14 protein-coding genes are annotated in these 12,717 nt (G+C 71.6%); 10 read left to right on the top strand and 4 right to left on the bottom strand.

What is annotated here, in order from left to right; all coding sequences use genetic code 11:
- Positions 1 to 6: 6 nt before the first annotated feature.
- Genes uraD through ME121_RS13020 form a run of 3 tightly spaced genes read right to left on the bottom strand, consistent with a single transcriptional unit; the run spans position 7 to position 2,763 of the window.
- Positions 7 to 516: a 2-oxo-4-hydroxy-4-carboxy-5-ureidoimidazoline decarboxylase gene (gene uraD / locus ME121_RS13030; protein ID WP_059408961.1), complete on the bottom strand. Its 510-nt coding sequence runs from the start codon at positions 514 to 516 to the stop codon at positions 7 to 9.
- Positions 513 to 1,469: an allantoinase PuuE gene (gene puuE, locus ME121_RS13025; protein ID WP_029357845.1), complete on the bottom strand. Its 957-nt coding sequence runs from the start codon at positions 1,467 to 1,469 to the stop codon at positions 513 to 515. The genes uraD and puuE overlap by 4 nt, the downstream gene beginning before the upstream one ends.
- Positions 1,470 to 1,509: 40 nt before the next feature.
- Positions 1,510 to 2,763: a urate hydroxylase PuuD gene (locus ME121_RS13020; protein ID WP_012329907.1), complete on the bottom strand. Its 1,254-nt coding sequence runs from the start codon at positions 2,761 to 2,763 to the stop codon at positions 1,510 to 1,512.
- Positions 2,764 to 3,038: 275 nt separating this feature from the next.
- On the opposite strand from ME121_RS13020, the gene uraH reads away from it, so the two are divergent.
- The gene (gene uraH, locus ME121_RS13015; protein ID WP_012329906.1) at positions 3,039 to 3,392 is read left to right on the top strand and encodes a hydroxyisourate hydrolase; all 354 of its coding nucleotides are present in this window, start codon (positions 3,039 to 3,041) and stop codon (positions 3,390 to 3,392) included.
- Between the two features lie 52 nt (positions 3,393 to 3,444).
- Here uraH and ME121_RS13010 read toward each other — a convergent pair whose 3' ends face one another.
- Positions 3,445 to 4,344 carry a helix-turn-helix transcriptional regulator gene (locus ME121_RS13010; RefSeq protein WP_059408960.1) on the bottom strand — a complete coding sequence of 300 codons (900 nt, stop codon included), beginning with the start codon at positions 4,342 to 4,344 and terminating at the stop codon, positions 3,445 to 3,447.
- A 165-nt stretch (positions 4,345 to 4,509) separates the two neighbouring features.
- Between ME121_RS13010 and ME121_RS13005 the strand changes: the two genes are divergently transcribed.
- From ME121_RS13005 to urtA, 9 genes are all read left to right on the top strand, one after another.
- Complete coding sequence (locus tag ME121_RS13005; RefSeq protein ID WP_059408959.1) at positions 4,510 to 5,091, top strand: hypothetical protein; 582 nt, start codon at positions 4,510 to 4,512, stop codon at positions 5,089 to 5,091.
- 162 nt (positions 5,092 to 5,253) lie between these two features.
- Positions 5,254 to 6,048 carry an ABC transporter permease gene (locus ME121_RS13000; RefSeq protein WP_024827480.1) on the top strand — a complete coding sequence of 265 codons (795 nt, stop codon included), beginning with the start codon at positions 5,254 to 5,256 and terminating at the stop codon, positions 6,046 to 6,048.
- A 157-nt stretch (positions 6,049 to 6,205) separates the two neighbouring features.
- On the top strand, positions 6,206 to 6,670 hold the full coding sequence (gene ureE / locus ME121_RS12995) for an urease accessory protein UreE (RefSeq protein WP_012329902.1): 465 nt from the start codon (positions 6,206 to 6,208) through the stop codon (positions 6,668 to 6,670).
- Entirely contained in the window at positions 6,664 to 7,347 is a 684-nt protein-coding gene (locus tag ME121_RS12990; protein WP_012329901.1) for an urease accessory protein UreF, read from the top strand. The genes ureE and ME121_RS12990 overlap by 7 nt, the downstream gene beginning before the upstream one ends.
- 10 nt (positions 7,348 to 7,357) lie before the next feature.
- A complete protein-coding gene (locus tag ME121_RS12985; RefSeq protein ID WP_059408958.1) occupies positions 7,358 to 8,053 on the top strand; it encodes an urease subunit gamma in 696 nt (231 codons plus the stop codon).
- 10 nt (positions 8,054 to 8,063) lie between these two features.
- Entirely contained in the window at positions 8,064 to 9,776 is a 1,713-nt protein-coding gene (ureC, locus tag ME121_RS12980; RefSeq protein ID WP_059408957.1) for an urease subunit alpha, read from the top strand.
- 42 nt (positions 9,777 to 9,818) lie between these two features.
- Positions 9,819 to 10,445, top strand: a complete 627-nt coding sequence (gene ureG, locus ME121_RS12975) for an urease accessory protein UreG (protein WP_059408956.1) — start codon at positions 9,819 to 9,821, stop codon at positions 10,443 to 10,445.
- A gap of 2 nt (positions 10,446 to 10,447) precedes the next feature.
- Positions 10,448 to 11,284 carry an urease accessory protein UreD gene (locus ME121_RS12970; RefSeq protein ID WP_059408955.1) on the top strand — a complete coding sequence of 279 codons (837 nt, stop codon included), beginning with the start codon at positions 10,448 to 10,450 and terminating at the stop codon, positions 11,282 to 11,284.
- 176 nt (positions 11,285 to 11,460) lie between these two features.
- Positions 11,461 to 12,693: an urea ABC transporter substrate-binding protein gene (gene urtA, locus ME121_RS12965; RefSeq protein ID WP_012329896.1), complete on the top strand. Its 1,233-nt coding sequence runs from the start codon at positions 11,461 to 11,463 to the stop codon at positions 12,691 to 12,693.
- Positions 12,694 to 12,717: the final 24 nt, after the last annotated feature.

Raw genomic sequence — 12,717 nt, 5'->3', positions numbered from 1 at the left:
GGCGCGTCAGTCCGCGACGAGGGCCTCCAGGCGCAAGGCGGCGATCCGTCCGACCTGCCGCAGGGCCTCGGCCCGCTCGGCCTCCGGCGGGTTGCCGAGCCGCTGCTCCAGCCGGGCGAGGATCGCGTCGCGGTCGAGGCCCCGGACGGCGATGATGAACGGGAAGCCGAAGCGCTCCGCGTAGGCCCGGTTGAGGTCCTGCAGACGCGCCACCACCGGGGAGGGGCCGCCGAGCAGGCCGCTTCCGACCTGCTCGCGGCTGGAATGCGCGGTGAGCTCGCCGCGCTGGGCGGCCCGCCCGGCCAGCTCGGGATGGGCCCGCAGGAGGGCGAGCTGACGGACCCGGTCGGCGCCGGCCACCGCCGCCTCCATCGCCGCGTGCAGGTCCGCGCGCGCCGCGAAGGGCCCGCGGTCGAAGGCCGCGTCGGGGACCCAGGGGGAATGCTCGTAGACCTCGGCGAGGAGGTCCACGAAGGCGTCGCGCGCGAGCGCGTTGAGCGCGGCGACGGTGATCACGGGATCGTCCTCTCCGGGGTCGGTCCCGCCGCCGGGGCGCCGGGAGGATGGTGGGCCGCCCAGTGCCGGGCGATGTCGATCCGCCGGGTCACCCAGACGTCGGGCCGGGCCAGGACGTGGTCGAGGAACCGGGCGAGGGCCGGCAGGCGGGCGGGGCGCCCGACGAGGCGGCAATGCAGCCCGATCGACAGCATCTTCGGGGCGCTCGCCCCCTCCTCGTAGAGGCAGTCGAAGGCGTCGCGCAGGTGCGCGAAGAACTGCTCGCCCGACGGGAAGCCGCCGGGGACCGAGAAGCGCATGTCGTTGGTGTCGAGGGTGTAGGGCACCACGAGGTGGTCCCGGCCGGCGACCTGCACCCAGTAGGGCAGGTCGTCGGCGTAGCTGTCCGAATCGTAGAGGAAGCCGCCGTGCTCGACCACGAGCCGCCGGGTGTTCGGGCTGTCGCGGCCGGTGTACCAGCCGAGCGGCGTCTCGCCGGTCAGGCTCCGGATCGTCTCGACCGCGCGGGCGAGGTGCTCCCGCTCGAGCGCCTCCGGGACGTCCTGGTAGGGCAGCCAGCGCCAGCCGTGGCCGGCGATCTCGTGGCCGTCGCGGAGAAAGGCCTCCACGGCGGCCGGATTGCGAGCGAGCGCCTGCGCGACGCCGAAGACCGTGAGGGGCGCGCCGCGCTCGCGGAACAGGCGCAGGATCCGCCAGACGCCCGCGCGCGCCCCGTACTCGTAGAGGCTCTCCATGCTCATGTGCCGGGCGGGGAACGGCGTGGCCCCGGCGATCTCGGAGAGGAAGATCTCGGCGTGGGGGTCGCCGTCGAGGACGGAGCGCTCGCCGCCCTCCTCGTAGTTCAGCACGAACTGGACGGCGACGCGGGCGCCGCCGGGCCAGCGGGCGTCGGGCGGCGTCTCGCCGTAGCCGACGAAGTCGCGCGGAGGGCCGTCGGTATGCGGTGCGGTCACGGGCGGGATCCTGCGTGGGGCCGGAGGCGGGGCCTGACGGTTATCGCGCGGTCAGCCAGCGGGCGAGCGCCGCCCGCTCCTCGGGCTGCATGTCGGTGATGTTGTTGGGCGGCATCGCGTGGGTCAGGACGGCCTGCAGGCGGATGGCCGGCGCGAAGCGCGCGACGTGCTCGGGGCTGTCGAGGAGCACGCCCTTGGGCGGGCCCGTCATGCCCGGCCACAGGGGCTCGGCGGCGTGGCACATGGCGCAGCGCGTCCCGACCACGGCCATCACGGCGTCGTCGACCGCGGGGATCCTGCCCGCCCCGGCCCCGGCCGCCGCGAGGCTGATCGCCGCGGCCGGGGCCGCCTCGGCGGCGGCCGACAGGCCGATCCGCTCGCGGGCGCCCGGCGAGGAGGCGACGCTGATCGCCACCGCCGCCGCCACGCAGGCCGTCGCGACGCCCCAGGTCCACCAGCGGTCGCCCCCGCCGGCGTTGCGCACGTTGAAGTAGTGCCGGACCACGCCGCCCGCGATCACCACGAGGCCGACGATGCTCCAGCTGTAGGGTGAGGACCACGCCATCGGGTAATGGCCGGACAGCATGAAGAACAGCACCGGCAGCGTCAGGTAGTTGTTGTGGGACGAGCGGTTCTTCGCCTGCTTGCCCCAGGCGGGGTTCGGGACTCGGCCCGCGACCAGCTCGGCGATCGCCCTGCGCTGGTTGGGCATGATGACGAAGAAGACGTTGCCGGTCATCCAGGTCGCGATCAACGCGCCCGAGTGCAGCATCGCGGCCCGGCCGGAGAAGACCTGCTGGAAGCCGTACGCGAAGGCGACCACGGTGAGGAACACGGCGGCCGCGAGCAGCGGCGGCCGGTTGGCCAGGGGCGAGCGGTTGAGCCCGTCGTAGATCAGCCAGCCGAGGGCGAGGGCGCCGAGGCCGATGGCCGCCCCGGTCATCGGCGTGATCACGCGGACCGCCGGATCGATCAGGTAGAGGTCGGCCTGACCGTAATAGACCCAGCACAGCAGCGAGAAGCCCGACAGCCAGGTCGCGTAGGATTGCCACTTGTGCCAGATCAGGTGCTCCGGCACGCGGTCGGGCGCGACGAGATACTTGCGCACCTGGTAGAAGCCGCCGCCGTGCACCTCCCAGGCCTCGCCGCCCTTGCCGGTCGGGATTGCCGGAATGGCGCGCAAGCTGGCGTCGAGATGCATGAAGTAGAACGACGCGCCGATCCAGGCGATCGCCGCGACGACGTGGGTCCATCGAATGAGGAACCCGCCCCATTCGTGCAGGATCGGATACATGGGACGGATCCTCCGCGATCTGTCACGGGGCCGGGTTCGGCCTCGATCGCGGCTCGTGGTTCGGCCCGAGCCGCTGCCCCGGGTGTGCCCGGAACCGGGGCCGGCAGCGACCCGCTCCGGCGCCAAGGACCTTCAAAATCGTTCGGAAAATGCCGGGCGCTTTCCGGGTTGTCCGAGCCCCCGCCGCGTGCTCCTCTCGCCCGTCTCCTTCGGCCCGACGGACCTCCGCCCGCAGCGGGCGGCGGGCGCGGGCCTCTCCGTCCGGGAGGACGCCGATGGGCCATCTTTCGACACACGTCCTCGACACGGCCGCAGGCAAGCCGGCGGCCGGGGTCACCGTCGAGCTCCGGCGCCTCGCCGAGGACGGCACCGGGGAGATCCTCGCGTCGGCCACGACCAACGGCGACGGACGGACCGACGCGCCCCTGCTCGCCGGCGAGGCCCTGACGCCCGGGACCTACGAACTCGTCTTCGCCGTCGGCCCCTATTTCGCCGGGACGGGCGCCGGCGCCGAGCGACCCTTCCTCGACCGCGTGCCGGTGCGCTTCTGGGTCTCGGACCCCGACGCCAAGTACCACGTACCGCTGCTCATCACCCCGTGGAGCTACGCGACCTATCGCGGGAGCTGACACGGGGATGGGCCGGCATCGGCCCGGGCGGAGCGGGTCGGAGCGCCGGAACTCAGCTTTCCAGCCGCGCTCCGGCCACTCGACCGGTCGCCTCCCTGGGCGAGTGGCCGAACAGCGCCTTGTAGGCCCGGCTGAACGCCGCCTCCGACTCGTATCCGACGCGCAGCCCGATCTCGCCGACGCGCCCGTCGCCCGCGGCGAGCATGTCCCGCGCGAGGTTCAGCCGCCACTCGTTCTGGTAGCGCAGGGGTGAGCGACCGACGAGCGCGTTGAACCGCTCGCAGAAGCTCGAGCGCGACATGCCGGCGACGTCCGACAGGGTCTCCACGCTCCAGCGCTGCAGGGGCCTCTCGTGCATGACCTTGAGGGCGCGGGCGATCCGGGGATCGGCCAGGCCGGCGAGCCACCCCGATGTCCGGCCGAGATGAACCCAGGTCCGCAGCGTGCGTATGACCGCGAGGTCGATGATGCGGGAGATCATCAAGGCCGCGCCGGGTTCGGCGTCGGTCGTCTCGACGAGCAGGAAATGCACGAGGCCGTCGAGCCACCCGGCGCCTTCCTCGCGCCGGATGCAGATGTGCTGCGGCAGGAGCGCGATCATGCTGCGGAGACTGTAGGGATCGAACCAGAATCGGCAGACGACGACCTCCGCGCCCTCGGAGGCGATCAATCGCCCGGTTCCGAGGCCGGGAGGCAGGAACAGCAGGTCGCCGGCGCCGACTGTAAGAGCCGCCGCGCCGCCTTCGAGGCGCAGGGCGCCCGCGACCACCACGAGGACGTGACCTGCGCCGACATCCAGATCCAGGCGCTCGCCCGGCGCGACCGGCCGGGATTCGACGCGGTCGCCGGTCAGGCGGATCTGGGCGAGCACGTGTGAGAGCAGGTCGCCGGAGGCCGCGCTGCGCGGGCCGCCATCCGGAAGATCGGTCAAGTTTTCCAGCGTTTCCGACATGGTCGGCCTCGGCCCCCGATCCTACACGTGGATCCATCGCAGCGCGTATTCGCTCGGCGTATCCGGATCAACAAAGCTATTAATTGGCACCTGTCGTGTCCATCTGGGATGTTCACGAATAGATCCGGCCCGCCGCTCCGCGCTCATGACACGAAGGAGCCGACGATGAGAGCCGTCCCGCAGCACGATCGCGATCCTGCGTTGCCCTGGCTGAGCGCCTATTACTTCGTGCGTGCCGGGGTCGCCGCCGGCTGGGTGGCAGCCGCCCTCGCCTTCGGCAGAGGCATGCCGGCCGTCGCCGCGACGCTTCTGGTCGCGTATCCCGTCTGGGACGCGCTCGCCAACCTGGTCGACGCGCGGCGCAACGGCGGCCTCGCGGACAATCCCAGTCAGGCCCTCAACGCGGCGATCAGCTCGGCGACCGCGCTCGCGGTCGCCGTCGCACTCGGATGGGGGCCGAACGCGGTGCTCGCGGTGTTCGGCGCCTGGGCCATCCTCTCCGGACTGTTCCAGCTTCTGACCGGCGCGCGGCGCTGGAGGGCCGGCGCACAGTGGGCCATGGTCCTGAGCGGCGCCCAGTCGGCGCTCGCCGGAGGCTTCTTCATCAAGCAGGCCGCCGGCGCCGCGGTCCCCGGAATCGTGGATGTCGCGCCCTACGCGGCGTTCGGCGCCTTCTATTTCCTCGTCTCTGCGGCCTGGCTGAGGGTGGCAATCATGCGGGGCGCATCGCGGACGCGCGCCGCCTAGGCGGCGCGCGTCCGTGCGGGCCGGGCCTCGATCAACGACCCGGATCTCCCGGACACCGCGCCGAGGGGGCGACGTCGGACTGCAATCGCCCCTGAGAGAGCCTCCGCACATCTGCACCGTCGTCTCGTCCGACCCTTCCCGGACCAGCAGAGGCCATGTTCCATGCGCGAGCAATCGAGCGCGAAGTCGCGAAAGAGTCCGTTCGAGGCCTACCTGCACGTCCTGCACGCGCTGATCCTGCGCGACATGCGCACCCGCTTCGGCGCGTCGATGTGGGGCTACGGGGTCGTCGTCCTCTGGCCGTGCGTGCACGTCTTCGTGCTGATCACAATCTACACGGTTCAGAAACTGGCCGCGCCGCTCGGCGACGACAGGGCGCTGTTCTTCGCGACGGGCGCCGTTCCCGTCCTCGTCTTCCAGTACATCTCGCGCGAGGTCATGAAGTCGGTGATCACCAATCGGCCCCTGACCTACTACCCGCAGGTGAGGCTGTTCGATCTGGTGTTCTCCCGCGTGCTCGTGGAGATCGTGACCGGCTTCCTGGCGTTGCTGGTCGTGAGCGCCGTGCTGGTCGCGCTCGGCACGGACCCGGTGCCGGCGGACCCGCTGACGGCGGTGGGCGGCTATCTCGCCGCCATCACGCTCGGGATCGGGATCGGCACGATCAACGTCGCGATCATCGGCTTCTTCCCCGGATGGCTGATCGGCTACGCCCTGTTCAGCATCGTCCTGTACGTCTCCAGCGGCGTTCTCTTCCTGCCGAGCTATCTGCCGGAGAGGCTCTATTACTGGGCCAAGTTCAACCCGGCCCTGCAGCTGGCCGAGTGGATGCGGTCGGCCTATTACCCGGCCGCCGGACTTCAGGTCGACCACCTCTACGTCATCATGTTCGGCCTGACAGCGGCGAGTGTCGGCCTGTGCCTGGTCGTGCGCGGCGGCGGCCGGCTGCAGGGCTGAGCGGGGACGGGACGCCCGAGCCCGAGAGCGCCGTGCCGCGGTCGGCCGCGGCCGCCCGACATCGAAAGAGGCCGCCCCGCGTCGCCCGGAGCGTCGACGGACTCGCTTTTGCTAGGCGCTCCCGCGGACGGATCCGGTCGGGGGAGGAGCGGCCGACATGCGCGTCATTCATCGCATCCTGGGCAGCCGGCAGGACGCCGCGATGGCGCATCGCCTGCACCATCTCGCGCATCACGGCGCGGTGGACGTGCTCGTCGTGTCGAGCACCGACGTCGCCCGGCGGCGGATCCGCGCGACCACCCAGTCCGGCGAGGAGATCGCCCTGGCCCTGCCGCGGGACGAGCCGCTCTTCGACGGGGCCGTGCTGGCGCTGGACGCGGACCGCGCCCTCGTCGCACGGGTCGGCGCCGAGCGCTGGCTTCGCCTCGTCCCGGCAAGCCAGGCCGCCGCCCTCGAACTCGGCTACCACGCCGGCAACCTCCACTGGCGGGTGCGCTTCGCCGAGGGAGCCCTCCTGGTGGCCCTGGACGGGCCGGCCGACGACTACCTCGTCCGCCTCGGCGCCCTCGTCACCGACGGGCAGGTGACCCACACCATCCTCGACGAGGCGGCGCCGTGCTGAGCCGGCTCCTGTCCCTCCAGCAGGCCGACGCCGCGTTCCCGAGCGGGAGCTTCGCCTTCTCCAACGGGATCGAGGGCCTCATCGCGGGCGACCCGGCCTTCGACACGGAGAGCCTGACGCGGACGCTCACGGCCCTCGTGCGCTTCCGCTGGGCGGAGAGCGACCGCGTCGCCCTGATCCTCGCCCATCGCGCCGGCCCCGATCCGGTCCGGCTCGGCCGCGTCGACGCCGCCGTGGAGGCGGCCACGCTCGTCGAGGCGATGCGCACCGGGAGCCGGCGCAACGGCGCCTCCCTGCTGACCACGCACGCGCGGCTCGCGACACCCGGTGCCGCGGAGATCCGCGCCGCCATCCGGTCCGGGCTCATGCTCGGGCACCTCGCCACCGTGCAGGGCGCCCTGTGGCGCGCCCTGGGCCTGTCGGAACCCGAGGCGGCGGCCATCGCCGGCTATCAGCTCGTCTCCGGCCTGGTCTCGGCCGCGGTCCGGCTCGGGCAGGTCGGCGCCATCCAGGGTCAGCAGGCCGTGCAGGCGGTGCTGCCGCTCGTCGCGGAGATCGCCGAGCGGCCGGTGCCGGACGACCCCGACGGCGCCATCGTCCTCACGGGCTTCACGCCGCTGATCGAGGTCGCCGCGATGCGGCACGCGCGCGCCGACCTGCGCCTGTTCGCCAACTAGGGAGCGCGCGATGCTGCTCACGCCCACCGAGCTCGAACGTCTCACGATCTTCACCGCGGCCGAGCTCGCGCGCAAGCGCCGCGCCCGCGGCCTCAAGCTCAATTACCCGGAGGCGGTGGCGCTCATCACCGACGAGATCCTGGAGGGCGCGCGGGACGGGCGCAGCGTCGCCGACCTGATCGGCTGGGGCTCCACGATCCTGTCGACCGAGGACGTGATGCCGGGCATCGCCGCCATGCTGCCGATCCTGCAGGTCGAGGGCGTCTTCCCGGACGGGACCAAGCTCGTCACGGTCCACGAGCCGATCCGCGCCCGGGAAGGTGCTTCCGCCGACACCCTCGAGCCCGGCGCGATCCTGCCGGCCGACGGCGCGATCGAGCTCGCCGCGGGCCGCCCGCGGGTCACCCTCGACGTCGTCAACACCGGCGACCGCCCGGTCCAGATCGGCTCGCACTATCACTTCTTCGAGGTGAACCGCGCGCTCGACTTCGACCGGGCGGCGGCCCTGGGACACCGCCTCGACATCCCGGCCGGGACGGCGATCCGCTTCGAGCCGGGCCAGCGCAAGACCGTGACGCTGGTCGGCTTCGGCGGCGCCCGGGAGCTGACCGGGCTCAACGACCTGACGCAGGGGACCCTGCCCGACGACGCGGCGCGGGCGGCGGCCCTCGCCCGCGCCAAGGCCCGCGGCTTCAAGGGCGCCTGAGGAGAGTGCCATGGTGACGATCCCGCGCCGCGACTACGCCGCCCTCTACGGGCCGACCACCGGGGACGGGGTGCGGCTCGCCGACACCTCCCTGGTGGCGGTCGTCGAGCACGATCACGCCGTCTACGGGGACGAGTGCCTGCACGGAGGCGGCAAGACCCTGCGCGACGGGATCGGGATGGCGCCCGGGGTGACCGCCGCGCAGGGGGCGCTCGACTTCCTCCTGTGCAACGTCGTGGTGATCGACCCCGTCCTCGGCATCCAGAAAGGCGATCTCGGCATCAAGGACGGGCGGATCGTGGCGCTCGGCAAGGCCGGCAACCCGGCGATCATGGACGGCGTCGACCCGCGCCTGATCGTGTCGGCCGGGACGACGGTGCGGGACTGCGAGGGCCTGATCGCGACGCCCGGGGCCATCGACGTGCACGTGCATTTCGATTCCGCCGGCCTGCCGGACCACGCGATCGCCTCGGGCGTCACGACCCTGCTCGGCGGCTCGCTCGGGCCGATCACGGTCGGCATCGATTCCGGCGGCCCGTTCAACACCGGCCGCATGCTCCAGGCCGCCGAGGCCTGGCCGGTCAATTTCGGCTTCCTCGGGCGCGGCAACACCCACCGGCCGGCCGCCCTGAAGGAGCAACTCGAGACCGGCGTGCTCGGCCTCAAGATCCACGAGGACTGGGGCGCGATGCCGGCCGCGATCGACGCCTGCCTGGGCTTCGCCGACGCCTACGACTACCAGGTCCAGCTCCACACCGACACGCTGAACGAGTCGGGGTTCGTGGAGGACACGCTGGCGGCGATCGGCGGCCGCACCATCCACATGTACCACACGGAGGGGGCCGGGGGCGGCCACGCGCCGGACATCATCCGGGTCGCCGGGCTGCCGCACTGCCTGCCGTCGTCGACGAACCCGACCAACCCCTACACGGTCAACACCTTCGACGAGCACCTCGACATGACGATGGTGTGCCACCACCTCAACCCGGCCCTTCCGGAGGACGTGGCCTTCGCGGAGAGCCGCATCCGCGCCCAGACCATCGCGGCCGAGGACGTGCTCCACGACATCGGGGCGATTGCGATGCTCGGCTCCGACAGCCAGGGCATGGGCCGGATCCACGAGGTCATCTGCCGGACGTGGCAACTCGCCTCGAAGATGAAGGACCAGCGCGGCCCGCTCCCCGAGGAGAGACCGGGCTTCGGCGACAATGCCCGGATCAAGCGCTACATCGCCAAGTACACGATCAACGCCGCGCGCACCTTCGGCATCCAGGACCATATCGGCTCGCTGGAACCCGGCAAGATGGCCGACATCGTCATCTGGCGGCCGGCCTTCTTCGGGATCAAGCCGGAGCTCGTGATCAAGGGCGGCTTCATCGCCTGGGGCGCGATGGGCGATTCCGCCGCCTCGCTCATGACCTGCGAGCCGATGCTGATGCGCCCGCAATGGGGCGCCTTCGGGCGCGCCAAGCAGGCGCTCTCGGCCTGCTTCGTCCATCCCCTGGCGATCGAGGCCGATCTCGGCGGCCGGCTCCGCCTCCGCAAGGCGCTCCTGCCGGCCCGCGGGACCCGCACCCTCACGAAGGCCGACATGCTCTGGAACGACGCCTGCCCGGAGATCCGCGTCGACCCGCAGACCTTCGACGTCTTCGTCGACGGCGTGCTCGCCACCTGCGAGCCGGCCCGGACCCTGCCGCTCGCCCAGCGCTACATGCTGCGCTGAGCGCCGCCGAACCCCGACACCCCTCTCACGGCCCAGCTCCCCATGACCGACGTGACTCCCGCGAACGCCGCCCGGATCGGGATCGGCGGCCCGGTCGGATCCGGCAAGACCGCGCTGATCGAGCGGCTGATCCCCGTGCTGCAGGCGCGGGGCGTCGATCTCGCGGTGATCACGAACGATCTCGTCACCAAGGAGGATGCCGAGCGGCTGCGTCGCTCCGGGCTGATCGATCCGAGCCGCGTCGAGGCGGTGGAGGCCGGGGCGTGCCCGCACACGGTGATCCGGGAGGATCCGACCCTCAACATCGCCGCGGGCGACGCGCTGGAGGCGCGCTTCCTGGGGCTGCAGCTGCTCGTCTTCGAATCCGGCGGCGACAATCTCGCCTCGACCTTCTCCCTCGACCTCGTGGACTGGTGGATCTTCGTGATCGACGTGGCCGGCGGCGACGACATCCCGCGCAAGCGCGGTCCGGGCGTGCTGCGCTGCGACCTCCTCGTGATCAACAAGATCGACCTCGCGCCGCATGTCGGCGTCGACCTCGAGGGGATGCTGGCGGAGGCCGCGCGGGTCCGGGGCGGCAAGCCGGTGATCGCCACGAACGCGCGCGCGGGCCTCGGCATCGACCGGGTGGCGGATGCCATCGGCCGCGCCGTGCTGTTCACGCCCTAGCCGTGCCCGACGACATCCAGACCGGCCGCCGCGCGACGGCCCGCCTCGGCTTCGTGCGCGGCGGCGGAACCAGCGTGCTCGCCGACCAGCACGTGCCGTACCCGTTCCACATCACCAAGCCGTTCCGCCTGTATCCGCAGCGGCCGGAGCTGATCACCCTGTACCTGCAATCGGCCTCCGGCGGCCTCTACCGCGGCGACCGTCTCGGCCTCGACATCGCGATGGGTCCGGGCTCGGCGGCGCACGTCACCACCCAGGCCGCCACGGTCGTCCATCGCAGCGCCGATCGGCCGGCCCGCCAGGACACGCGGATCCGCGTCGCCGCGGACGCCTTCCTGCACTGCGTGCCCGATCCCCTGATCCTGTTCCCGGGCGCCGCCCTCTCGGCCACGACCCAGATCACGCTCGAGCCCGGCGCCCGGGCCGTCGTGTCCGAGAGCATCGCCTGCCACGACCCGGAGGGCCGCGGCAGGCCGTTCGACCGGGTCGAACTCGGCCTCGGCATCGAGACGGCGGCGGGGGCAGTCCTGGTCCGCGAGCGGGCCCGCATCGCCGGCGCGGAGTTCCACGCTCCCGACTCGCCGCTCGGCCCATGGCGGGCCTACGGCGCCATGGTCATCCTCGGTCCGGCCCCGTGCCTGCCGGACCCCGGGGACGTCCAGGCCGCGGCCGACCGCACCGGCTGCCGGGCCGGGCTCAGCCCGCTGCCGAACGCGGCCGGCCTCGGCCTCCGGCTCCTCGCGCCCGACGGCGGGACCCTCGCGGCGGGCCTGGAGGCGGCCGCCGGTTGCGCCTTCGCGGCGCTGACCGGCCTCGCGCCGGCGCGCCGCCGCAAATAGCCCCCGACGCCCGGCACGCCGCCGCCGATATGGGCAGGCTGCCGATGTTTTCATCTTGAGGAAATATATTTTCTTTGGAAGAAATATGCATGCGGAGACGATCCCCTGCGTGACGGCTGATCCGCTGCGGATGGGGCGGCTCAACCCTCTCGGACGATCGGAAGGATCAGCCCGCCATGGTGACAGACGATCCCGCACACTTCACCCTCCGCCGGCGCCTGCTGCTCGGCCTGGCGGCGGCGCCGCTGGCGGCCTCGCTGCCGCGCGTCGCGGCGGCCGCCGATGCCGGCGGGCTGGCGGTGACCGACCGCGAGGTGACGGTCGGCATCCTGCACTCGATCACCGGCACCATGGCGATCTCCGAGACCGGGCCGAGCCAGGGCGAGAAGCTGGCGATCCAGCAGATCAACGACGCCGGCGGCGTGCTCGGCCGCAAGATCAAGATCATCCAGGAGGACGGCGCCTCCGACTGGCCGACCTTCGCCGAGAAGGCCAAGAAGCTCCTCGTCAACGACCACTGCGCCGCCGTGTTCGGCTGCTTCACCTCGGCGTCGCGCAAGGCTGTGCTGCCGGTCTTCGAGCAGTACGGCGGCCTGCTCTACTACCCGACCTTCTACGAGGGCCTGGAGCAGTCGAAGAACGTCTTCTACACGGGCCAGGAGGCCACCCAGCAGATCCTCGCCGGGCTCGACTGGGTCCACAAGGAGAAGGGCGGCGACAGCTTCTACTTCATCGGTTCCGACTACATCTGGCCGCGCACCTCCAACAAGATCGCCCGCAGGCACATCGAGACCGTGCTCAAGGGCAAGGTCGTCGGCGAGGAGTACTTCCCCCTCGGCCACACGCAGTTCAACTCGGTGATCAACAAGATCAAGCTGACCAAGCCGAAGGTGATCTTCGCGACGATCGTCGGCGGCTCGAACGTGGCGTTCTACAAGCAGCTCAAGGCGGCCGGCATCGACCTGTCGAAGCAGGTGCTGATGACGCTGTCGGTCACCGAGGACGAGGTCGACGGCATCGGCGGCGAGAACATAGCCGGGGCCTACTCGTGCATGAAGTACTTCGAGTCGATCCAGAACGAGAACAACAAGGCGTTCGTGGCCGCCTTCAAGAAGATGTGGGGCGAGAAGACGGTCATCGGCGACGTGACGCAGGCGGCCTATCTCGGCCCGTTCCTGTGGAAGATGGCCTGCGAGAAGGCCGGCTCGTTCGACGTCGACAAGGTGGTGGCGGCCTCGCCGGGGCTGGAGTTCAAGGGCGCGCCCGAAGGCTACGTGAAGATCGACGAGAACCATCACCTCTGGTCGAAGACCCGGGTGGGCCGGGCCAAGCCCGACGGCCAGTTCGAGATCGTCTATACCAGCCCCGAGCTGATCAAACCCGACCCGTTCCCGAAGGGCTACCAGTGAGGCGCGCGGCCGGGTGATCCGGCG

Source organism: Methylobacterium sp. ME121 (assembly GCF_000974725.1).
Lineage (GTDB): Bacteria > Pseudomonadota > Alphaproteobacteria > Rhizobiales > Beijerinckiaceae > Methylobacterium > Methylobacterium radiotolerans.
The sequence above is the reverse complement of the archived record's forward strand: the minus strand, read 5'-3'. Positions and strand labels throughout refer to the sequence as shown.